24 protein-coding genes and 1 pseudogene are annotated in these 23637 nt (G+C 43.4%); 20 read left to right on the plus strand and 5 right to left on the minus strand.

What is annotated here, in order from left to right; genetic code table 11:
- Window positions 1-149 precede the first annotated feature (149 nt).
- The 3 genes from B4Z47_RS05410 to B4Z47_RS05420 form a co-directional block, all read right to left on the minus strand.
- On the minus strand, window positions 150-824 hold the full coding sequence (locus B4Z47_RS05410) for a hypothetical protein (protein WP_145326968.1): 675 nt from the start codon (window positions 822-824) through the stop codon (window positions 150-152).
- Window positions 825-858: 34 nt separating this feature from the next.
- Window positions 859-1866, minus strand: a complete 1008-nt coding sequence (locus tag B4Z47_RS05415; protein ID WP_286726968.1) for a helix-turn-helix domain-containing protein — start codon at window positions 1864-1866, stop codon at window positions 859-861.
- 85 nt (window positions 1867-1951) lie between these two features.
- Entirely contained in the window at window positions 1952-2338 is a 387-nt protein-coding gene (locus B4Z47_RS05420) for a hypothetical protein (protein WP_286726970.1), read from the minus strand.
- Window positions 2339-2528: 190 nt separating this feature from the next.
- Between B4Z47_RS05420 and B4Z47_RS05425 the strand changes: the two genes are divergently transcribed.
- From B4Z47_RS05425 to B4Z47_RS05460, 8 genes are all read left to right on the plus strand, one after another.
- Entirely contained in the window at window positions 2529-3551 is a 1023-nt protein-coding gene (locus tag B4Z47_RS05425) for a hypothetical protein (protein ID WP_286726972.1), read from the plus strand.
- 100 nt (window positions 3552-3651) lie between these two features.
- Window positions 3652-4035: a hypothetical protein gene (locus B4Z47_RS05430; RefSeq protein ID WP_286726974.1), complete on the plus strand. Its 384-nt coding sequence runs from the start codon at window positions 3652-3654 to the stop codon at window positions 4033-4035.
- 420 nt (window positions 4036-4455) lie between these two features.
- Window positions 4456-5100 (plus strand): DUF6266 family protein, encoded by a 645-nt coding sequence (locus B4Z47_RS05435; protein ID WP_070561184.1) that lies wholly within the window; start codon window positions 4456-4458, stop codon window positions 5098-5100.
- 76 nt (window positions 5101-5176) lie between these two features.
- A complete protein-coding gene (locus tag B4Z47_RS05440) occupies window positions 5177-5725 on the plus strand; it encodes a DUF6266 family protein (protein WP_286726977.1) in 549 nt (182 codons plus the stop codon).
- A gap of 14 nt (window positions 5726-5739) precedes the next feature.
- Window positions 5740-6183, plus strand: coding sequence for a DUF5675 family protein (locus B4Z47_RS05445; RefSeq protein ID WP_286726979.1), 444 nt, complete (start codon window positions 5740-5742; stop codon window positions 6181-6183).
- Window positions 6184-6229: 46 nt separating this feature from the next.
- Window positions 6230-6544, plus strand: a complete 315-nt coding sequence (locus B4Z47_RS05450; protein ID WP_070561181.1) for a hypothetical protein — start codon at window positions 6230-6232, stop codon at window positions 6542-6544.
- Window positions 6537-6701 carry a hypothetical protein gene (locus B4Z47_RS05455; RefSeq protein ID WP_175441939.1) on the plus strand — a complete coding sequence of 55 codons (165 nt, stop codon included), beginning with the start codon at window positions 6537-6539 and terminating at the stop codon, window positions 6699-6701. Before B4Z47_RS05450 ends, B4Z47_RS05455 begins: the two co-directional genes overlap by 8 nt.
- Window positions 6702-7026: 325 nt before the next feature.
- Window positions 7027-8100, plus strand: coding sequence for a DUF6624 domain-containing protein (locus B4Z47_RS05460; protein WP_286726983.1), 1074 nt, complete (start codon window positions 7027-7029; stop codon window positions 8098-8100).
- 177 nt (window positions 8101-8277) lie between these two features.
- Here B4Z47_RS05460 and B4Z47_RS05465 read toward each other — a convergent pair whose 3' ends face one another.
- Complete coding sequence (locus B4Z47_RS05465) at window positions 8278-8478, minus strand: PfkB family carbohydrate kinase (protein WP_376782396.1); 201 nt, start codon at window positions 8476-8478, stop codon at window positions 8278-8280.
- Window positions 8479-8587: 109 nt separating this feature from the next.
- Between B4Z47_RS05465 and B4Z47_RS05470 the strand changes: the two genes are divergently transcribed.
- The 12 genes and pseudogenes from B4Z47_RS05470 (at window position 8588) to B4Z47_RS05525 (ending at window position 21801) form a co-directional block, all read left to right on the plus strand.
- Entirely contained in the window at window positions 8588-9103 is a 516-nt protein-coding gene (locus B4Z47_RS05470) for a PAS domain S-box protein (protein WP_286726988.1), read from the plus strand.
- Window positions 9104-9115: 12 nt separating this feature from the next.
- Window positions 9116-9723, plus strand: a pseudogene (locus B4Z47_RS05475) (sensor histidine kinase); the annotation flags it as partial.
- Between the two features lie 151 nt (window positions 9724-9874).
- The gene (locus B4Z47_RS05480) at window positions 9875-10243 is read left to right on the plus strand and encodes a hypothetical protein (RefSeq protein WP_147282043.1); all 369 of its coding nucleotides are present in this window, start codon (window positions 9875-9877) and stop codon (window positions 10241-10243) included.
- 77 nt (window positions 10244-10320) lie between these two features.
- The gene (locus tag B4Z47_RS05485; protein ID WP_286726990.1) at window positions 10321-11709 is read left to right on the plus strand and encodes a TolC family protein; all 1389 of its coding nucleotides are present in this window, start codon (window positions 10321-10323) and stop codon (window positions 11707-11709) included.
- A gap of 6 nt (window positions 11710-11715) precedes the next feature.
- Window positions 11716-14883, plus strand: a complete 3168-nt coding sequence (locus B4Z47_RS05490) for an efflux RND transporter permease subunit (RefSeq protein ID WP_115049085.1) — start codon at window positions 11716-11718, stop codon at window positions 14881-14883.
- 152 nt (window positions 14884-15035) lie between these two features.
- Window positions 15036-16145, plus strand: coding sequence for an efflux RND transporter periplasmic adaptor subunit (locus tag B4Z47_RS05495; RefSeq protein ID WP_286726993.1), 1110 nt, complete (start codon window positions 15036-15038; stop codon window positions 16143-16145).
- 266 nt (window positions 16146-16411) lie between these two features.
- Window positions 16412-17824 carry a GAF domain-containing protein gene (locus B4Z47_RS05500; protein WP_286726995.1) on the plus strand — a complete coding sequence of 471 codons (1413 nt, stop codon included), beginning with the start codon at window positions 16412-16414 and terminating at the stop codon, window positions 17822-17824.
- 104 nt (window positions 17825-17928) lie between these two features.
- Entirely contained in the window at window positions 17929-18768 is an 840-nt protein-coding gene (locus B4Z47_RS05505; RefSeq protein ID WP_115049618.1) for an STAS domain-containing protein, read from the plus strand.
- A 10-nt stretch (window positions 18769-18778) separates the two neighbouring features.
- A complete protein-coding gene (locus tag B4Z47_RS05510) occupies window positions 18779-19186 on the plus strand; it encodes an STAS domain-containing protein (RefSeq protein WP_115049081.1) in 408 nt (135 codons plus the stop codon).
- Window positions 19164-19580 (plus strand): anti-sigma regulatory factor, encoded by a 417-nt coding sequence (locus B4Z47_RS05515; protein WP_286726997.1) that lies wholly within the window; start codon window positions 19164-19166, stop codon window positions 19578-19580. Before B4Z47_RS05510 ends, B4Z47_RS05515 begins: the two co-directional genes overlap by 23 nt.
- On the plus strand, window positions 19573-20580 hold the full coding sequence (locus B4Z47_RS05520; protein ID WP_115049078.1) for an ATP-binding protein: 1008 nt from the start codon (window positions 19573-19575) through the stop codon (window positions 20578-20580). Before B4Z47_RS05515 ends, B4Z47_RS05520 begins: the two co-directional genes overlap by 8 nt.
- 6 nt (window positions 20581-20586) lie before the next feature.
- The gene (locus tag B4Z47_RS05525; RefSeq protein ID WP_286727000.1) at window positions 20587-21801 is read left to right on the plus strand and encodes a sensor histidine kinase; all 1215 of its coding nucleotides are present in this window, start codon (window positions 20587-20589) and stop codon (window positions 21799-21801) included.
- Between the two features lie 285 nt (window positions 21802-22086).
- Here the strand turns inward: B4Z47_RS05525 and B4Z47_RS05530 are convergent, their stop codons facing one another.
- Window positions 22087-23571, minus strand: coding sequence for a DHA2 family efflux MFS transporter permease subunit (locus tag B4Z47_RS05530; protein ID WP_286727002.1), 1485 nt, complete (start codon window positions 23569-23571; stop codon window positions 22087-22089).
- Window positions 23572-23637 lie beyond the last annotated feature (66 nt).

Raw genomic sequence — 23637 nt, forward strand, 5'->3', positions numbered from 1 at the left:
AACGTTTTCGTCGTTAACTTATACCAAAGTTCGCCAGTAAAGAGCAGCTGGACTTGACCGAACTTGGAGTCGGGTATGTACCGGATTGAAGTGATGATAGGGTATGGCAATAAAAAATCCCCTCGGGAGGGGATGCTGCGGTTAAATTTTCAAAGGTGTATTGTGGTGGCTTCTTGGATAATCTCGTCAATGAATGCCAGATATTCGTTTTCGCTTTTAAAATTTGGCTTAATTTTCCGATCTACTCGATAAAGAATATGATCGCGTATAAAGACTTCTTCAAAAACAGAACAGATAATGACATATTTATGTGTCAGGTCAATCTTCGAAAGAAGATGATTTACTTCAAGATAATCACCACCGCTACTCAAGATCAGTATCTCGGCTTTCGCAGCAGACAGTTCCAGCGTTTCCTCACGGATTTCTATTAAACGGGGGTGTTTGGTGAGGGTTGTGACGATATCCACTTTTGATAGATTGATCATCTGCCATGCCACATAGCTATAGCTCGTTTTAATGGGCAATGGCTGCCGCGGTGCTGCTATCTTCCTTGCATGGGACAAAAGGTAATAAAGCATAGCCTTTGGAGAATAAATATTGCCAGCAGCATTTGCTGCCTTGAGTACCTCTTCATCAAGTTGATAATTTTCAGGGAAATAGGAGGCGGCCATCTCGATACAAATACGTAGCGGGCCATATTTCCAGGCTCTATATTTTCCACAGACTTTTCTCGCAATAATCTTGCTTTTGTCAGCTGGCTCAGCGATAAAAAGTTTTCCGATCGCGCTGAAAAATTTTCCGATTTTTTGAATGATTTCTTTCATGTTTTTAGGTCACTAGGTTAATTTAATAATAAATTTATAAATAGTCTTGGTTATACCGCTTAAAAAATTCCGTTGCGGTCATGCCGGTTTTCTTTTTAAAAAAGCGTGCAAAGCTGCTGGGTGAAGCATAGCCCAGTTCATAAGCGATCTCGTCCGTATGCATACCGTCTACAATATATTTCTTGGCGAGATCTAGCATGAATTCTATTTTCAGCTTTTGAGGACTCTGTCCATAATAAAGTTGGATAAGCTGATGCAGATAGTCCATACTGATCCCGAGCTGCCAGGCAATATCGTCCAGTTTAAAATCCTGGCCAAGCTCGGCTACTGCCTGCTTGATCGCTGCATGGGCTTCTTTGGATTTGATTTGGGATTCCGAAATCTTGTCATATTCTTCAAAGATCTTTTCCTTCGATAGCTGGATCAGTTTCTTGATACCCCAGAGGATATTGACCTCACTGTCGAGGTCACCTTTCTTGATTTTTGACGCAATGGTTTTTAGCAATGAAATAGTCCTGATGCCAGCACGGAAATCGATGCTGCACCACGAATTCGGATCTTGTTTTCGATAGGCATGGATCAAGGCGTGAAGAAACTGGAAGGGACGCTCATTGCCATCGCGGAAAATGCTGCCGCGGAAATAGAAGTTAACGAGGGTATACCTTCCGGCAGGAACATGGATTTCATAGTCACTTCTGGTTAAGTAAAAGTAGCGCCCGCGATTGCAAGAGATGCTGTAACTGATCCGCTTCTGGACATCCCTGATCTGAATAGCACGATCTTCTGTGAAGAGATAAAAGATATGCATATCCGACGCTGTGACTTGCATCGGAATGACAATATCGGCAGGTAGATGCAGATCCAATAGATTGATGTAGCCGAGCATGCCATCAAACTGCTGCAGGCAGGCTTGCCCATGTTGGTTTTCGTAATGTTGATAGTCCGCATTGGACATGCTTATGCTTGGCTTGAGCGTATCAGTTCTCGGACTGATCGGCTGGTCAAATACCTGTGCGATATCGATCTGTAGTGCTGTTTTCATAATGGTGTATAAGTCAATAAAAATCCCCCCGGTCAGGATTTCGGTATGATCGGGGGAAATGGATTTTGGATAACGTAGGGTTGGATTACTGCTGCGGACCGGTGTAGGAAATCCGGATAAACAGCGGAGTGAACATCATCGTCGCCACACCATCCTGCCATTCATCGAGGCCGTGAACCATAAGCTCCTTAAAATCTGGATCATCATCATCTCCCTTGTCTTCTTTTTGAAATTGAAGTACGTTGCCCTGCATGAGATAATTGCTTATCGCTGTGCCAAGTTGTTTCCGAAATCCAGGTGAAAAATCATAGAGCTGCTCCACCTGATGGGGCTTCAAGTCAAAATTGAGTTCCATCCAGACTGCAAAATCGTCTTTAAGAAGTTGCATCTCGAGCGCGCGCTCCGCTAAGGGTAGCGCAAGAAGCGTGGCTACTTTTTGTGCCACACCTGCATTGTCAAAGTTCTCTTTCATACAAATTGTGTTTCTGCAAATATTTATTTAAATAGATCAAATTAGCAACCGCCCTGTCCTAACCTCCCGGGTTTTGGAGGATAATCTTCTTTTGGATGATTGAATTTTGCTTAATATTTGATTTTATTTAGTAAATTGGATCTGTAAACCAGTATAAACCTAAGCCATTTAAGAGAGCTTGACATAGCATATGAAAGTATTAAAACTAACGGTGGAGAGTTTACTCATCTCCATGCTTTTTAATTTAATCGGAAATCACGGTATTTATCTGAATCGATTTTGGACACAGACCTATTGGATGTGGACAGTGGCATTTGCAATTGCGATTGGTGTTGCGGTCGTGTTCACGCAGATGTTTCTTGAAGCCTTTGGGACTTATTGGCAGAAGCGGTACCCTGATTTGATACTCATGAGCAAGGGGAGGGTCATGACCAAGAGTATACCCAAAGGTCAGCTCTGCTGTGCAATTCTTGCTACAACTATATCGATTCTATCGATTTATCTCTTCATTATCTATTGTTTCGCTTCTGTGCGCAGCGAAGATACGTACAGCTTGTTAAGAAGCTATCTGCTGCATTATATGCCTTTTATTGGTCTAGGCTTTATAGCCTACGTGATCTATGTTTTTCGTAACGGCAAATTATGGTGGCTAACAACTGAAAATGTGATGGCTTTGTTAGGGAAAGAGGTCATGTCGCAGGAAAACACAACAGATAGAGCGGGAACTATAGCACCTCCAAGTGCATTGGATAGGACTATCGTAATCGGATCACTCTATGATGTGCTGTATAAAGATTCGCCATTCAATTTAAATACCTTGCAGATGGATGCTGTACGTATGTTTGATGTGCCCTTTTATTTTTCCCAAAAAAGAAAAAAAGAAGTCGTCCTGATCAATGGTATCCGTTTGGAAGCCCATCATTTCATGCAGGAGCTAGAAAGGTTGGGGCTTGATAAATGGTATTTCCGCATCAATAAAACCTGTAGGGTAAATATGATGCACGTCCGTCAACCGATATTGCCAAATGCCACTTACCTGGAGTTTCGTAAGGAAGTGTTTGACAGCCTCAAGTTGAATATGACGGAATTGGAGATCAGCAACCTGCTGCAGATAACCGAATGGATGCGCAAAGAAAAAAAACTAAAGGATTTTTTGGATAACGTCAATAACCTGGAGCATAAGGGATGGGATAACCTTATTCGGCTCAATTGAATCATCCCACTTTATAAACTTAGATAGACCGAGCGCAGTAGACAACAAGTCTGCTGCTGCGCTGGATTTCGGCGGTTAGTCGAGCTAACCTTACCCGTTTATGTTTTTTGTAAAAGGATCTCCTGATCAACAGGAGATCACCCCCCGTTTTGTGTCCAATGCGACAGCTATTCACCTAAAAATCCACTATTCTTTTCAATTAAAGTCAGGCATCGGATATACGCCCTTAGCGGCCAAGCTGGACCGTATCCTCGACCTGCTGCAAGAACAGCAGTATACGGAGCTCCACAAGCTGACCGGTACAATGACCATCCACGAAGTCGCCTATTTTTTGAGCAAAAGTGTGCGCACCATCGAGCGCCGTATCGCCAAAGGCCTGCTCAAAGCCACCTATAAAGAGGGTAATGCGGATCTCTTTCTCAAAAAAGATGTGGTGCAGCTGTATGTGACCGAATATAAAAAATGGCCGCGGCAAATGCCTTAAATCCCTACGCTATTCGTACCTGCTTCGTATTGTCTTCGGGGCTGCATGTAAAAGCAGCCACCGTTAATTCGTTGCTGAACAGTATTTCCCTGTTCGGAGACTGGTGAAGGTCTGGTCAGTATCTGTACAAGATCTATTGCTGATCCGAAGCAGGTACGGAGAAGGTGCGAAGCAAAGGCCCGAGACTGCTGCCCAAGTGTGTAGTTTTTGAAGTGCCAGACGACCCCGTATCTGAAACATGTCCGATTGCCTCCGACAGCCCGCCGACAAAAATCGGGGTAACGCCGACGAGTCTCCGTCAACCTGTTTTACGCTATTGACAAGGGGCTATGTGATGTAGTATGTTTGTCGAAGTAAAGCAATACATACCGGTATAAATGAAAGCTTTATGGGGTTTAACTTTTTAAATAAAATAACAACATGGCAACAATCAACAATGGTGTAATCGGAAGAGCAAGTGGTAAAGTGGGCGCTGTGATAGCTTCGTCCTGGAAATCCATCAACTACCTCAAAGGCCTACCCAAAAAGCGGACGAAAGGGATGTCCGAAGAACAGCTGATCCAACAGGACCGTTTCCTGAAAATCTCCAAATTTCTGATGCCGATCACGCCGATCCTGCAGGTGGGGTTTGGGCTTTCCAAAACCGAAAAGATGACGCCCACAAACGTGGCACTGCAGCTCAATATCGCACAGGCGGTAAGCGGTACTTATCCAAACTTTAGCTTGGATTACAGCAAGATCGAAATCAGTACGGGCTCTTACCTCAACGGCGGCGGCATGGAGGCTGCTGTGGATAATGGAATTCTTTCTATCTACTGGGATACCATCCTCAACAGCCTGTACAAGACCAAGGCCGATGATCAGGTCATTATCTTGGTCTATTCACCCGAAAAGGATGAATTTATGACAGCACCTACACCGCCTACCCGTGCTGCCGGTACGATAGACATCCAGATCCCGGCCCACCTGCTCGGTGGCAAGGGGCATGTCTGGATCTTCTTTACCGACCGCAAGGCCGAAAAGGTATCCAAAAGTACGTATTTGGGCGAATTTGACCTGGCTTAGCCGCTAAAGGATTAATTGAACGGGAGGAGCATGTGGCTCCTCCTGATTTTTGAACACAAAACGATAAGACATGCTGGTGATTTCTGAGTTTAAAAAGCAGGTTACAGATCCGACACGTAGGGAAGCTGCGCAGGAGCGCTTTCGGCTGGCACGCCGATTTTTAAATCCGCTGTACCCGCTCATCCGCAAAGGTTTTGCCCACAGCAAGTGCACGGTGCAGGCGGCTTTTGGCCGTGCCATGTCACATACGCTGACAAATGTGATACAGGGGGAATATCCGGATTTTAAGGTGGTGCCCGCCCTCGCAAAAATCAGCAATGGCATGCTGTCTCCGCTCGCAGTGAATACCTGTGTGCGTACGTCCAATACGATACAGCTGAGCTGGGATGTAACCGAATCCAACATCAAAGATTATAACCAATGGGATGACCAGGTCATACTCTGTGCTTATGATATTATTGGGGAACAGGCAGCCATCAATGAACAACAGGTGCTGCGGAAGGATCTCCAGATGACGATCGAGCTACCATCTATCCTGCATGATCGACCGGTGCACCTGTACCTTTTCTTGCATGATCGTGATGAAAACCTGTATTCCAGAAGTCAATACCTCGGTCTTTTCTAATGAATAGCTAGCGTATGAAATCAACGATAAAAGTTCTCCGCACAAAACAGGGCAAGCATAGCACGTTGTCCGAGATTTATGTGAACAATCAGTTTGTCTGCTACGGACTGGAGAATATTCCGCGTCCCGTGAAAATAAGGGGCGAAACCGCCATACCAGCAGGGCATTACCCACTCGGTTTTAACCGCGACGGGGCAATGAATGGCCGTTATCATGACGACTATCCAGCGATGCACCGCGGTATGCTGGAGATTGGAGCTATACCCAACTTTAGCTATGTCTACTTCCATAAAGGAAATAGCTACAAAGAGACCGCCGGCTGCATTCTGGTAGGCGCGCAATATGTACTGGAGGATGGTGATTATCGCCTGTTAGCCTCGGGTGTCGCCTACAAAAAGTTCTATCCGCTGGTGGTCGAACTAATGCTGCAGGGACTGGTCGAAGTACAGGTCGAGTGAGCGTCGCCCGATACAGGGCAAGTGAACTCCATTAAATAGAATAATCATGAAAAAAATCTTTAGCAAAATAGGACAGGTGTTACAGCTGTTGCTGGCGGCACCTGTTAAGCTACCGGGAAAGGTAGGGAATGTATTAAAATACCTAGCCCTGGGGCTGGGCATCGTGGAAACCGTATTGGATGAGGCTAAGCCGCAGCCGGAGGTGGACGATAAGGATGCTTCGGTTGAAGAGAACGGTAAGAAGCCGGCTTCTGAATTGGAAAGCGATAAGTTTACTTCGGAGGGCGTTGGAGATAACATGTCCGCTAAAAACGGAGCCGAAACTACAGGTGAAAGGAGCGCGATGGATGAAAGTGAATGATATCCGCGTCTCGGCTATTGGTGGTACCATCTGCTCCATCTGGGCCAGTATTTCCCTGGGCGATGTGCTGCAAACCGCCCTGACAGCTGCACTAGGTACCTTGGTCAGTTTCGCAACAAGTAGGCTACTGGCGAAGATGGGTAAACGCAAAAAATGAGTTGAACAAAAAGGCGCACAGGATCGTGTGCCTTTTTGTAAGGCAACATCTTCAATTTTTATCTTCTCTTAATTTCCGAAAACAGCCTATCGACATCTTTCGGCAGCTCAATTCATCGACAATTTACGATACAGAAAGTGTTAGTGGATGGTATTTATTATTTTATGTTTCAAGAAATATAATGTAAGCTATTTGAATTTTTAAAAAAAATTTCAGCTTTGATTTATTATTTGTAATTTTTTAAACACATTTCGTGTGTAATAATTTAAACTAAATGCGTTTCCCGATTATAAAAAATTCGACCAAATGGACTACGGTCATGAAGATGAAGACTATTCAGAAAAACCAAAAAAGTGTTTCTATGACCCATATACAGCAAGTTGGAATGATGACGAAGCAGCATAATTGCATAACAAAAATCAAAGGATACAATATTTTTTTTATTTTCTTCCTCTTGATATTATCTAGTTCTAAAAGTTTCAGTCAGGTGCTCCCTGAACGCTATCAAAAACTGATAGATAGCGCTAGAATTTATAGGAGTACTAATAAATTTAAAGAGGCAGTAACTATGCTTGAGCGCGCATTTGCCGAAAATGGTGATAAAGGGCTTGTTCAAGATAGATATGAAGCGGGAAGATTATGGGCTTTAATAGGAAATTTAGATTCTGTTGAGAATCAATTTAATAAAATAATTAAAGTCGGATATGGTAGTTACATAGAAATAGAGGCAGATAGTGCATTTAAAAAGTTAGAAAATATTCCAAGATGGGAAAACTTAAAGAGTAAGATAAAGGCAAATTATTACTTCAATGATTCTATCCAGTCTAATAATTATCAGTCTCTTGACAAAAAGCTTATTCACATCTTAGATACTATTTATGAAAACGATCAGCTCCCCAGAATGAAACTTTTAAATGTAAAGGCAGATGATAGTTTGGAAATGAAAAAGCTTTATGGTGAAATGTCTAAAAACGATTCAGAAAATCAGAATCGAATTTCTTTACTGTTAGATAGCTACGGATGGCTAGGAGCAGAAAAGGTATCTCAGAGGGGAATCAATACAGTATTTCTTGTGCTTCAGCACGCGCCTTTAGATATTAAACAAAAGTATATCGATATGGTGGAAAGAGCCGTTTCGAAAGGAGAAATAAGAGCCACCGATTATGCGTTATTCCAGGACCGATATCTTTTACAGCGCAATGATAATCAGAAATATGGTACACAAGTTGGCAAATCGGGTTCTGCATACTATGTGTTGCCAATTCAGGAGACTGCTAAAGTCGATGAGTTCAGATCCAAGATTGGCTTACCGCCAATGAAAGAATATCTTAAGAGATGGAAGATTATTTGGAGTCTAGAAAGGTATGAAAAAGATCTATTAAAATATCATAATAAATAATTGATATTGTCTCCGTGTTTTAGGGCTTGCAAATGGTATTTTATCATTTAATATTTGAAGACTGGTCTACTAGCCAAACTGGGGAAACGGAAAAGATGAGTAGAACAAAAAGGTGCACGGGATTGTGCGCCTTTTTGTAAGGCAACATCTTCATTTGTAAGGCAAAATCCTCAGGTTTTATCTTTTTTTAATTTCCGAAAACAGCCTTTCGACATCTTTCTTAGCGAACAGTCCGGTTCCCTGCGCCATCGTGGTCGCCGAGCCACACGCAATTCCCATTTGAAGGACATGCTCCAGATCGCCTTGTTGGGCTAAGACAGAAACCATTCCGGCGACCATACTGTCACCAGCGCCCACAGTACTGCGCACTTTTACCACTGGTGAAGGTAGTTGGATTATTGAAAAGGATGGCCTGCTGACAGACTGTTTTTTCAATTTCAGTTATACGCCATTTATTGAAAATGGTAAAATATCCGGCGTGATCTGTATGGCAGTTGATGTCACCGTGCAGGCGGAAGCTATAAGGCGCTTGGAGCAAACTGTCGAAGAGAATATATCACTCGGAACCAGTCTCCGGGAAAGCGAACAGCGACTGAGGTCAATATTGGAAACCATGGCTGAAGGTGTTGGCGTCACAGATGCTTCAGGGCAAATGGTCTATGCCAATCCCATGGCTCAGCGAATTCTGGGATTAAAAGAAAGCGAGATCAAGAAGCGCACGTATGATGATCCCCAATGGCAAAATTTGCGTATAGATGGAACTCCGCTGCCATCCGAAGAGCATCCCATGTCCATTATGTTGAAAACGCTGCAGTCTATCACCGATCATGAGATAGCAGTACAGCCTCCAAATGGAGATATAATATATCTTTCGATCAACGCAGCACCCATGTTTGATGAAATGGGGGTACTGACAGGGGGAATAGGAACCTTTATGGACGTAACCGATAGAAGGCGCATCACACAGGGCAAAGATGATTTTATCAGCATCGCAAGCCACTAACTCAAAACACCGGTAACATCGCTCAAAGCATCATTACATCTACTTCAAAAGAGAGGCATGGAGCTATCCGAAGAAGTTAAAGTTAAACTAGTTGATCAATCTGTTAAAAGTCTCGATAAACTTAACGTTTTGATCAATGAGCTCTTAGACACCAGAAGGCTTGAGCAGGGGCATTTGAAGTTAGATAAAAAACTTTTTGCGCTATCGGAATTGTTCGAAGATTGCCGTGCTAATTTTACCCTGCAGACGACAAGAAAAATCACTTTTGGAGGTGACCTGAAAGAAAAGGTTGTTGCCGACAGCCATCAGATTGCACAGGTTATGGTCAACCTGATCAACAATGCGATTAAATATGCGCCAGAATCCGACATTGCTGTCAAAGTAAATAAGCTTGATGAAAAAGAGCTGATGATCAGCATCAAGGATAATGGCCCCCAAGGGAAAAATTGTCACGGCTGTTTGAAAGGTATTATCGGACAGACTATCAGGGACAAAAATTTTCTGGCCTTGGCTTGGGACTTTACATCTGTGCAGATATCATTAAGAATCACGGTGGTACTATCGGCGTGGAAAGCGAGGTAGGGCAGGGAGCAACCTTTTGGTTCACATTGCCCTTGTAGCTTTCTGGGATATTTGTAAGAAGCAACGTAATTGCAACATGATGTTTACAAAAGCTTTCGCTACGTCAATGTTACATTGGGCTTCTGCGTCATTGTTTATATTTGTAGTGTACGCAAATCAAAATGCTGTACATTAGATATCATACAACCTATGTTAAGACGAGTCATATTTCAATTTCTCTTACTGATAAGCGCTATGCTGCTGATCGTGAAGCCTTTGATCGGTTTTTCATTATATCATCAGGCAAAGACGCAGAGCGAGAATGAGTTTATCACCGTTATCAAGGCCTTTAGTAAACGAAAACAGGAATACCTGGATTGGGTTGATGTTAAAGATAGTGTCTGTCTGACGCTCTCGCCGGTTCGTCACTTTGTCGCTAAAGTAAGGGAGTTTTTTATTACCCACTTTTTCAACACCTTCTTTCCTAATTCCAGCATGTTTTCGATTGGTAACTTGCTATCCAAAATAATATTGCCGCTGGAACGGCTATACCTGCGTAATCTTCAGCTGACTTTATGATAAAAAGCCATTTTAATCGTATTGAGTGGGTCCAATGGGACCGCAAACATTCATTTATCTTAAAATAAGCTTTTTATATGTTTCAAAAACTTGTCCTTATGGGGCATGTGCTGCTCTGCTGTAGCTTCTTTAGCTATGGACAGGAGAGTCATGTGCCTATCAAACTCAACCAGCTGCTGTCTTCGGTAACGCAGCATGCGCCATCCTTACGTACCGACTACGTGCGTACACAGGTGCAGCAGGCCCGCGTCGCAGAAGTCAAAAACAACCGTCTGCCGAGCCTACAGCTGTCGTATCAGGCAGACGTTGGCTCCAATAATAATGTGCCGGGGCCTTACTTCGGATTTGGCCTCGTGCCGACCAATAATGGTGGTATCCGTGCCGCTAATAATTATCAGGCTGTGAGCAGCAATCTTGGCATTGCCGCCTTCCAGTGGGAGGTCTATAATTTTGGTCAATTTAAAGCCCAGGACCAGCTCGCGCAGGCGGAGGTGGCCGTGGAGGACCGTCGTTTTGAACAGTCGAAATATGACTTACAGTCCTTCACGATCTATAGTTATCTGCAGTTATTGAAATTGCATGACCTGATTGAAATCCAATCGCGCAGTATAGCCCGAAATCAGGAAATACGTCAATCGATATTTGCGCTGGTCAAAAGTGGTATCCGGGCGGGCGTGGATACCAGCATGGCCGATGCTGAAATATCCCGTAGCCAGCTTGGCCTCATTGAACTGGACAATCAGCAACAGCAATTACAAATTCAACTGGCTACTTTGGCGGGTATGCGGCCAGCGCAGATTGTAGCGGATACCACTGCCGAAAAGATCCTGTTCGAGCAGGTAAAAAACGCGCCTATTGAACTCGATGGCGGCCGTCAGCATCCTATGGTAGCCTATTATAATGCTTTGTTCGACAAGGCGAAGATGGAAGAAAAGCTGGTTGTCAACAGCTACCGTCCCAAGCTGTTTCTCTCGGGGGCTGTATGGGGCAGGACATCCAGTGTACATAGCGATAATAGTTATGGTTCGCTAACCGACGGCTTTGGTCTACAGCGTGGTAATTACCTCGTTGGTCTGGGAATCAACTACAACCTGTTTGATTTGCGCCGCAAAAAGGTAAAACTCCATACGCAGCGTCTTATGGTGGATGAGGCTGGTCAAAAGCTACAGGAACAACAGGCCAACATCGCCATGAATATTGCACAGTCTACCACTGAAGTGGCAACTGCTGAAAGACGTCTGAAGGAAATTCCGCGTCAGACCAAAGCTGCCAATGCCGCCTACCGCCAGAAATTTTCCCTGTATAAAAATGGGCTGATCGATATTGTGGAGGTCAACGTTGCCCAGAACATGCTCAATCAGGCAGAGCGCGATTACATCACCGCCAAGTATAATTATTATCTGGCATTGTTCCACCAGGTGGTGGCACAGAACAATGTCGATGGCTTTCTTCAACTTTTTAACTAATCACTTATGTCACTAGTCACAGCTGCTTTACGAAGGCCGATTACCACAGTGATCATCACCCTCAGCCTGCTGCTCTTTTCGGTCCTCGCTGTACTGAAAATACCGATTGATATCTTTCCGCAGCTCAATTCACCGACCATTTACGTCATTGAATCTTACGGCGGGATGTCCCCACAGCAGATGGAAGGTTTTTTCTCCTCCCGGATGCAGGATCAGTTTCTCTATGTCAACGGAATCAAAAATATATCCGCCAAAAATATTCAGGGGCTTACGCTCCTAAAACTTAGTTTCTACGAAAATACCGATATGGCCGAGGCGTCAGCGCAGGTAGCGCTGCAGGTAAACCGGGCCATGAAGTTTTTTCCGCCAGGGGCATTGCCGCCACAGGTGGTCCGTTTTGATGCTTCCTCTTTACCCGTGGGTCAGCTGGTGCTTTCTTCCAAGACAAGAAGCCTCAAGGAGATCTACGATATGGCGAGCACGCTGGTACGCCCCATGTTTTCTGCAGTACCGGGCCTCTCGGCACCGCCGCCCTTTGGAGCCAACTCCAGGACGATCACGGTCAATGTAGACCCCAATAAATTGCGGAGCTACAACCTGACCGCCGATGAGGTGGTAATGGCATTGTCGAAATTTAACGTGATGTCCCCATCGGGTAACCTGCACCTCAACAACACGATGTATGTGACCACCATCAATTCACTGATCAAGAATGTTGCAGATTTTGCTGATATCCCTATTCTGACAAAAAATGGGATCCCGATTTATATCAAAGATGTCGCACGCGTATCGGACGCCTCGGATGTGACGGTAAGTTATGCACTCATCAATGGTCGGCGCTCTGTTTATATCCCTGCCGTTAAGACATCGGATGCGTCCACCTGGGCAGTAGTCAGCAACCTAAAGGCTAAGCTTCCGGAAATTCAGAATCTGCTGCCAGAGGATGTGAAGGTGTCTTATGAATTTGACCAGTCCGTAGCGGTTATGAACTCGGTGCAGAGTCTTTTGCACGAAGGGGGACTCGGTGCTTTGCTTACCGGTCTCATGGTACTCTTGTTTCTGCGCGACTGGCGAAGCAGCTTGATTGTGATCGTCACCATACCAGTATCCATTCTGATTGGCGTCCTGCTGCTGACATTGTTTGGCCAGACCATCAATATTATGACCTTGAGCGGTTTGGCCCTAGCCATTGGTATCCTTGTCGATCAGGCCACGGTGACCATCGAAAGCATACACCAGCATCAGGAACAGGGTACGCACAAACGTAAGGCTATCTATAAGGCCTGTCAGGAGATTGCCGTGCCGCTGCTTTTGATTCTGTTCTGTATTTTGGCGGTTTTTGCACCTTCTTTTATGATGACCGGGATTCCCCGGGCGATGTTTCTGCCACTTTCTTTATCGATTGGATTGACGATGATCGCTTCGTATTTTATGGCCCAGACCTTGGTACCTATTTTATCCAACTGGCTGCTCAAAGAGCATCATATCGGTCATTTCAAGTCCGACTCGCCGGGCTTTTTCGATAAGATCAAAAAACGTTATCGCTTCGGCTTATACCGCTCCATGCGCCATAAGGGCAAAGTCATCATCGGTTATCTGTTGCTCACGCTGGCGCTATCGGCAGCGGCATTTGTGTACATCGGCAAGGATATGATGCCCATGGTTAACAATGGGCAGTTTCAGCTCAGGATCAAAGAGCCCGATGGAACCAGGCTGGAGCGAACCGAAGAGTCCGTCAAACAGGTGCTGCAGGTAATCGATAGTACGGTCAACCATCAGGTTGCCATCAGTTCGGCCTATGTTGGCCTGGTGCCCAGTAGCTACGGCGTCAGCAACCTTTATGTATTCAACACCGGAACGCACGAAGCCGTGATCCAGGTGAACCTGAATGCGGACTACCATGTGAATATGGACGAACTCAAAGATGTTTTACGACGTAATATCCATTATAGACTGCCCAAATTGCGCCTAAATTTTGAGCCTATTGATATGACCGAAAAGATTATGAGCCAAGGCGCTGCAACGCCGATCGAGGTGCGGATAGCTGGAAAGAAAATGGACGAACTGAAGGTCTATGCCGATCAGGTTGTCAGCTCATTGCGGCACATCGATTATCTACGGGATGTGCAGATTGCGCAACCGCTCCGGTTGCCGACCATTTCGATTGCCATCGACCGGCTCAAAGCCTCACAGCTTGGTCTGCAGATGGATGATATTGCTCGTTCGGTAACAGCCAGCACTTCCTCTAGCCGGTTTACGCAGAAGATCCAATGGCTTGATGAAAACAATACCTATACCTATCAGGTTCAGGTGCAGGTGCCTGAATATGTGATGAATACGATGGACGAGCTGCGCGAAATCCCGCTCGTGAAAGGGCAGCTCACACCGACCTTGGGCGATATAGCCAGTTTCAATACACAATATCTACCAGGTGAGTATGACCGTCAGGGGCCAAGGCGATATTTGACCGTGATGGCAAATATCCATAAGAAAGACCTGGGGACAGCAACAGCGGATGTGCAACACGCTATTCGTGAACTCCCGGCTCCGCCGCGTGGTGTTGTGGTGGAAATGAAAGGGATGTCGACACTATTGCTCGATACCATGGGTAGTTTGCAGTTGGGGCTAGCCTGTGCCGTTGTTGTTATATTTCTACTACTGGCAGCGAATTATCAAAGTGTGAAGCTTTCGCTGACCGCATTGGTGACTATTCCTGCAGTGATCCTAGGATCCTTGGCGATGCTATTGCTCACAGGGTCAACACTCAATCTGCAATCATACATGGGGATGATTATGTCTACTGGTGTCTCCGTAGCCAACGCCATTTTGATCGTGTCCAATGCGGAAGCATTGCGGCTGGAATTCCGCAATGCCAGGACGGCAGCGCTGGCCAGCGCAACAACGCGGCTACGGCCGATCCTGATGACCAGTATGGCAATGATTGCCGGCATGATTCCTATGGCCATGGGAATGGGGGAGACGGGTGAGCAGGCAGCTCCATTGGGCCGGGCCGTGATCGGTGGCCTGTTTGCGTCCACATTTGCTGCTCTCTTTATTCTGCCGCTCCTGTTTGTGTGGATGAAGGAAAAATCAACGTTCAATTCCGAATCACTTTTGCCGCAGGACGAGCCTGATCATCAAAAGCCACTGGTGGAAAAAACACAAATAGTGTAAACTAAAAAAAATGTAGTATTCTTTCCGAATCGAAACCCAGCAGTATAAACTGGTAGGATAAAGACAGAAATTACTATGCAACAGAAAGAGAATTGTATTTAAAGATAAAATCGCCAAAGGCAGCATGTATGCCTTAAAGACACAATTGAGTAATGAACAAGAATATCAAACGGATGAAAAAAATAGGCTATTTACTAGTACTGACAGGATTACTTTCCGCTTGCGGTCACACCGAAAAGCCCATTGACCTGACGCCGAAAAATCCGGCTAAGGCCAGCACCTATCAGACCACAGTCATACAAGAGAAAGTCATGTCCAGCAGTGTGCGTTTACCCGGTAAGCTCAAACCTTTTAATGAGGTAAATATCTATGCCAAAATGAACAGCTTCGTCAAGCATATCTTTGTGGACAGAGGTACAGTTGTCAAAAAGGGACAGCTGCTGATGCAGCTGGAGGCGCCAGAAATGCTCGCTGCGGTGCAGGCCGCGCATTCACGTTTTGTGCAGGCACAGGAAACCGCTTCTGCGAGTAAGGATAAATATAAAAGGCTCAAAAATGCCGCACAGGAGGAAGGGGCAGTATCACCACTTGATCTGGACAATGCGCTATCAAAGATGAAAGCTGACGAAGCGGTAGCCATGTCGGAAAAAGCAAATGTAGAAGAAGTTGAAATGTTGCAGTCTTACCTGAATATCAAAGCGCCATTCAATGGTGTGATTGTACAGCGTAACGTCTCCGAGGGAGCACTGGTCGGACCGGGAAAAGGAAATGATCAACCCCTGTTGATCCTGCAAGATCTCAATAAATTAAGATTGGAAGTGCAGATCCCCGAGACCTATGTCGATAAAGTCGACCTCTCGAAAAAGGTCGCTTACCGTTTTAATAACACCCCGAATAAGGTGTTTGAAGGGATGATAGCCCGTTCAGCGAATTCCTTGGGCGCCATGCAATCTGAAGCAATAGAGGTCGATGTGGCCAACTCGGATAATAAGCTCAAACCCGGTTTATACTGTGAGGTCGATATTCCATTGTCTGCCGGAGCCAATTCGTTATTGGTACCTTCCAATAGTATTGTACGTTCGACAGAAAGGCAGTATGTGATCCAGCTCATAGATGGCAAGACACATTTTGTGGATATCAAAGAAGGGGTATCCACGCATGATTCTACCGAAGTTTTTGGAAAATTAAACAGGAGCGATCAGATCTTGCTGCATGCCAATGAAGAAATCAAAGAGGGGGTCAAGCTACCTTTGGAAAAATAAGTGCGCCATCATTAGCTCTAAAAAGTATGAAAGGTCCTTTTGGGCCTTTCATTGCTTACATTGTATCGAACAGATTACCAAAATCAGAACCAGTTGGAGCCATTTTATAAACTTTGTTAGCAATTTTTATGATATATCTCTGCTGTATCTTTGTGATTTTTTCTTAATTTCGTCCAGATATGACATATTTGAGGAGCGGGAGCTGAGAGTATATTGGCAAAAACTCTAAAAAGATATCCTATTAAGTGGTTATTTATTTTTTGTTAATGAAAGAGTGTCATCAAGAGGAAATTCATCTGTGTGGGAAAATCCAGTCTCACGGTTATCTAATAGTTTTCGCTAATGATTTTTGTATTGCAACGAGTGAGAATTCGTTGAAATTACTTAAACAGCCTTTGAATAACATATTAGGTAAAGGATTACCTGAAATTTTACAGCTTTTAGCTCCCAATTTAGCCTTAGATATTGACAAAATATATCGGAAGATCAGTGTCGCACATTGTCGTTATTCTGAAAAGATTTTGTTAATGGATAGAGAATATGACCTCACTTTTTTTTTCGAAGATCAAAAGACATTTTTAGAGATTGAACCTTGCGACGGGCACGTTAAGAATATTGGTCGCATCTATGAATATGCCCGTCATTTGCAGGCCTATAGGGAGAAAATATGGGTTACACTATGTGATCTCATTCGTGATATTATAGGTTTTGACCGTATTGCTGTTTATCGATTCAATAAGGATAAAACGGGTCAGGTGATCGCCGAAAATAAAGTGGAAAACATCGATTCGATATTGGGATTTCACTATCCAGAATTTGATATCCCTGCCCAGGCAAGAGCGTTGTACCTTCGATTCCGCGCACGTCATGTCGCTGATATTAACGCACCAACGATTGACATCTTAGGAATTGATCCTGACCAATTGGATCTCGGGAAATGTAGTTTGAGAGCATTGTCACCTATTCATCTGAAGTATTTAAGAAATGCAGGAGTAAGTGCGAGTGCTAGTTTTTCCATAATTCTAAATGATCAGCTTTGGGGCTTGGTGGTCTGTCAGAACAAAATAGCAAAAAATGTAGATTTAACACAGCGCTATGTATCTGAACTTCTTATCGAATATGCTATAAACTACTATTTTGCGGATTATCAGCGGCGAAAAATCCAAAAAAGGACATTGGTTACTGATGTTGAAAAGCAGATGTTGGCCCGTTTGATGGAAAATTTGGACGAGGAAGCGACCATAGAAGAATTTGCTTCCAAAATAATGAAAACGGTTAAAGCTGATGGCATATTGATCAGACGAAATGACGGCATGATTTCTTTTGGAGAAGTCCCTGATCATCGGGAGCAATTATTGTTAGAGAAATATATAGAAACTAACCAGTTCGCTGAAATGTTTTCCACAGATCAGTTCGAGCCTTCGGAAAATCAGGAATCTGCAATAGAATTTCCCGGAATTATCCGGATCAATATACTTCCGGCAAAGGGTTGGTTTATCTGTATGTACAGAAAGGAGCAAGTTAAAGAGATTGTTTGGGCAGGTAGACCTGAGAAAATAGTCAATGACGCTGGACAGAAGGTGGATTTCCCCTCTCCGAGAACCTCTTTTCATGCCTGGCGAAAATCTGGGCCTAGGCTTTTCGATCGTACATGGAATTGCCGAGCAATTACAAATTAATGTTTTTGTACAGAGTATAATTGACGGTGGAACAATCTTTAGGATACAATTTGGACAAGTATAATCTAATCAATGGAAATAAATTTGATAATCATAATATAAATATGGAATATATTAAACAACTTAAGAACAATAAATCGCAAATATTAGAGTCGTGGCTGAAAAAACAGAGCGATGAGAAAATTGCTGCTGGAATTTCCTTTGACGAAGAGGAAACTAAAGAGTACTCGGAACAGGTCGTTAACCTTTTGATAGATTCGATTGATGGGGACAATTTAGATATCGTTAATTCTCCGGACTTTTATACCTTAATCGAATTATTAAAAGATGTTTCCTTTAGCCGAGCCAGACAGGGATTCACCCCTCGGGAGACGGGTAACTTTGTTTATACCCTAAAGGAAGCCATTTTGGAAATATTGGTTACAGAGGGGGATCAACAACCTTTGCATTTTTTTATAGCGCTAAGTAGGATTATGGATAATTTAGCCATCCATACCTTCGAAACATTTATAAAAGGACGTGAAGATGTTATATTGAGACAGACAGATGAAATATCTGAAATCTCCACGCCAGTTATCAAGGTATGGGACGGCATTTTGGCACTTCCGATCATAGGTACATTGGATAGTGCACGTACGCAAACTGTTTTGGAAAATTTATTGGAAAAAATAGTAGAGACCGAAAGTAGTATAGCGATCTTGGATATTTCTGGTGTTCCGGCAGTTGACTCGTTGGTTGCCCAACATTTGTTGAAGGCGGTAAGTGCGACGCGTTTGATGGGAGCTGACTGTATTATTAGCGGTATCCGCCCTGAGATCGCGCAGACAATCGTACATCTGGGTATTGATCTATCTCAGATCGTGACCAAAGCAACATTAGCGAGTGCGCTGAAACATGCACTTCGTATAACGAATATAGAATTAAAAGCTAATCAAAAAAAATAAGGAGTTGAGTATGGAGAGGATTCCTATTTTAAAAATGGGGCACTTTTTGTTAGTGACAATACAAGTTGATTTATATGACCGTTTGGCATTAAATCTAGAATCTGATTTAATTAATGCGATTGAAAAGTATAATTCAAAAGGAGTTTTGATAGATATATCGGCTGTGGGCATTGTGGATTCTTTTATGGGAAGAATTTTGGGGAATATTGCCAATATGTCAAAATTATTAGACGCCTATACTGTTGTCGTTGGCATTCAACCTGCCGTTGCTATAACGTTAGTCGAACTTGGCTTACCATTAAATGGAGTATATACTGCCTTAAATGTCGAGAAAGGGATGGAGCTGTTGAAAGGAAAAATTGACATTGACTCAGTAGATCTTGAACAATCTACCTATGATATGGACGACACTGAATAGAGAAAGGATGATGATTCTTATAGAGCAAGATGTTATTCCGTTCCGAAATAGAGTAAAAGATGCTGCAGTTGCGATTAAAATGGGATTAGTCAACCAAACTAAATTGATAACGGCTGCAAGTGAACTTGCCCGCAACATGCTCAAGTATGCAAATGGCGGACAGGCATCAATTGAATCTGTCACGGATGGGAGGAATAAAGCGATAAAACTTGTTTTTGAGGATCGCGGGCCAGGGATCCAGGATATAAATAAAGCGATGGAGGATGGATACTCAACCGGCAAAAGTTTGGGCCTTGGTTTGCCCGGGACCAAACGTTTGGTTAATCAATTTGAAATTAAAAGCAAATTAGGTGAAGGTACTACCGTGACAATAATAAAGTGGGCAAATGGTTGATACGTGTTATAAGCGTTTTGAGTTAAGAGACAGAAGTTATTTTTCGCTGACAAAAAAGGAAATCAGAAAATATGCCCTTGAGGCGGGAATGTCGGAAACGAAGCTTGCCAATATGGACATTGTGGTGGCCGAGATGATATCCAACATTGAGAAATATGGGAAAGAGGGGGAGTTGTTATGCAAGAAATGTGTGATTCAAAGTGTTGAATACGTTGAGATTTTGTGTATCGACAGCGGCGTTGGAATAGTTGATCCGGAAAAAATGCTTATTGACGGAAATTCGTCGACAAATTCGCTGGGCATAGGATTGGGCACTATTAAACGCCTCTCAGATTTTTTTGAGATTTATACGAAGGATGGCTGGGGTACTATTTTGCTCTCTCGAATAATGATCAGATCATCGAATGAGATTAACCTCCCCATGCGCATTACACCCATGGTGGTGGCGATGCCCGGTCAGGAGGTAAGCGGAGATGGATTTGACTACAAATTTGAGCGTAATAAAATTTTTATTTTAGTTGCCGATGGGTTGGGCCATGGGCTTTTGGCTCATCAGGCGGTCAGTGAAGCAATCATCGCTTTTAGAAATTGTGATAAAGACCTTCCTCAGGATATCATACGGCATATTCATGAGGCTATTCGTAAAACTAGGGGGATAGTGGCCTCTGTTGTGGTTTATAATCTGGCCACCAAAACATGGCAGGTCAGTGGTGTGGGAAATATCGCTACGAAATTTTCCAATATACTACGGTCAAAAAGCATAATCTGCTACAATGGGATAATAGGTCATGTGCTACCCAACACAATTAATAGTCAAGAACTAAGTGGTATTGAATATCCTGTGGTTACCTTCTGCTCAGATGGTATTAAATCTAGATGGGATATAGACAAATTAGCGTACATAAAGAGATATGACCCAAGCATTCAAGCGTCGGCAATATATAAAAGTTTTGGAAGGCAGACGGACGATATGACGGTGGTGATTGCAAGATTAATGTAAATTGATATGGATAGTATTTTAAAAATTTCTTTAGAAAATGAATTAGATATGTCGCTTGCATATCGGAAGTCAAAAGATACTGCCAGGCTATTAAATTTTTCTATTTCAGGCCAGACCACTTTTGCTACCGCTGTCTCGGAAATTTCTAGAGAAGTTATTGATAAAGCACGAGAGGGCATACTTGAGTTAGCTATCTCTTTTGCAGCAAGCAAATGTTTTTTAGTCGCACGATATACCTATATAGAAATCTTGCCCTTGGAAAACGCTAATGGACTTAATTATGCCAGTAAATTAGTACCGCATTTCGATAAAAAGAAATATGGCGATCGGCACACAATAAGTATATCCGTTACGATACCATCATTTGTCCGAATGGATAGGGATAAGGTGAAAAGTATGCGTTTTTACTTTGAGTTCGAAGAAGAAAAGAGCCCATATGAACTTTTGCTCGCGAAAAATCATGAACTTAACGAAATAAACCTGCAAGCCGAATCCGAGTTACAAACTGCGAATTATATCATAAACCAAAAAAATGAATTTCTTTCTGTGGCGAGTCATGAGTTAAAAACTCCCTTGACGATTTTGAAAGGATTGACGCAACTTGCTTTACGTGCAAGCGAGAAGCAGGATGTCACGCCATTTTTAGTTAAAATTAACACCCAGGTTCAAAAATTACAGGATTTAATCTCGCGGCTGCTGGATATTTCAAAATCCGAATTAGATAAGTTTGATTATAATTTTGAGCAATTAGAGTTAAATAATTATTTGAAGGATCTTGAAATGCTCTTGAAGAATTTGATACCGGCACATCGGTTCAAGTTGATAACGGAAGATGTACCTATCTTTATCAATTGTGACAGGTTACGTTTGGAGCAGGTCATAAATAATCTTATTGGAAATGCCGCTAAATATTCAAATGAAAACACGACTATTAGTTTGACCGTGAAAACGATTGAAAATGGATATGTGAATATTTCAATTGCGGATGAGGGTATAGGTATGAATGCGCGTGATTTGGAGAAAGTGTTTGAGAAGTTCTATCGTATTTCTGAAGTTAAGGCTCATGTGGCGGGTCTTGGGATCGGTTTGTATTTATCGTCGCGTATTGTTAGTGATCATAAAGGGAAAATATGGGCCGAAAGTTCAATTGGAAAGGGAAGTATTTTTCATATAAGTATGCCGTGTACATCATATTTTACTGAGGAAGCCCAGATTTCTTAATATTTACTTAGATTAGGCTACGAAAGCTATGGATCTTAATAAAATATATCGGTGATTCGATCGGAGGCTTTCCACGTTTAACCGCGATTTTGAAAAGGTTTTCCAAACCTCCCCGCACCAATGGATACTGAAAAAAAAGACTGGATGAAGCACATTATCTCCTAAGGGAAGAAAAGCGGCCTGCTTCGGACATCTATCGCATTTTTCCCATGCGTTTAAAAAACAGTTTGGCTACTTTTCTAAAAGCCTATCTAATAACGAAAAGCCTACCTCATATTTAAAAAACTAAGCGGCATTCTGAATTTCTTTCTTTAAGGATATACCCCTTAAATTGGCTCCGTCACTTGGTTTAATTTTGAAATACTCGATTAAGGATAGGAGTGATAAGCCAGCAATTAACTGCAAGGCCAAGCTGAAATCCCGCATCTGATAAACCGTATCCTGATAATAACTGCTTGCCAGGTGTAGTGTCACTGCGCCTAGGGCGATACCCATACCAAGTGCCATTTGTTGTGCCGTATTGTACAGTGTATTTGCATTGCTCATCTGTTCATTGGGCACGTCTGCGTAAGCCAGGGTATTTAGGCTGGTAAATTGGAGCGAGCGTGTAAGGCCCGAGAAAAAGAATACAATCGCCACCAGCCAGATCGGTGTTTGTATGGAAAGGAGGGAGAGTCCAGCGGTTACGAGTGTTAAAATAATACCGTTGCCGATCAGGACCTTGCGGAAGTCATACCGCCGTGTGATCCACATGGCCACCGGTTTCATGCTCATACTACCAAACATGTTGGCCATATAGAGGAGTCCGGCGTGAAAGGGGCTCAGTCCAAAACCCAACTGTAACATAAGGGGCAATATAAAAGGAGCAACATTGATCACCATACGGGTAATGGAGCCTGAATATACCGTAATCCGGAAGGTTTTTACGTTGAGAATACTGTAATCAATCAACGGGTACTTGATACGTTTGGAGTGCCAGATTGAAACGGCCATCAGCGCAAAGCTTGCCACAATAGTTGCGGCTGGTTTTGTATAATCGCCTTGGGCTGCGCCGATCATTTCAGTCCCCAGCATAATGCCGGCAAGACCGATACCACTGATAAAAAAACCGATAATATCAAGCGGACGGCTATTTTCGGATTCCATCGCTGGAATAAATTGATGCACGGCCCACAGCGCAAATATGCCGACAGGTATATTGATAAAGAAAATCCAGTGCCAGCTAAAATAGGTTGTAAAAAATCCGCCCAGTACGGGACCGATAATAGGGCCTAACAATCCGGCCCAGGCAATATAACCGATCGCTTCGACCAGATCTCTCTTTTCGGTGTGCTTGAGTACGATGAGTCGTCCCACCGGTACCATGAGGGCTCCGGCTGTACCCTGGCAAATACGTGCAATGACGAAAGATGTTAGGTTGGTACTCAGTCCACATGCGATTGAAGAAAGTATAAAGCCGATAATCGCCATATTGAAAACCTTTTTTGCGCCGTAGCGATCGGCAATCCAGCCGCTGATTGGAATAAATACAGCTAACATGACGGTGTAAGAGGTAATACCTGCACTGAGGTGTACAACATCACTCTCAAAATCATGTGCCATTTTGGGTAAGGCCGTCGATATCGCTGTGGTGTCAAGCATTTCCATAAGTAAAGTGCCACCTACAATGAGCGATATGATGCGCGATTCTTTCTTCATCTTGCTCTTCTTAAATCCCGAACGGGAAACATTTGCGACAAAAGTAAGCCTATCGTAAAAAAGAAAAGTCATTTAAAGGCAATTAAACGACCAACATGTCCGCGTATGTGTTTTCCGAAGAACCGAAGAAAAGAATTT

The organism is Sphingobacterium sp. UBA2610 (genome assembly GCF_002339225.1).
GTDB classification, from domain to species: domain Bacteria; phylum Bacteroidota; class Bacteroidia; order Sphingobacteriales; family Sphingobacteriaceae; genus Sphingobacterium; species Sphingobacterium multivorum.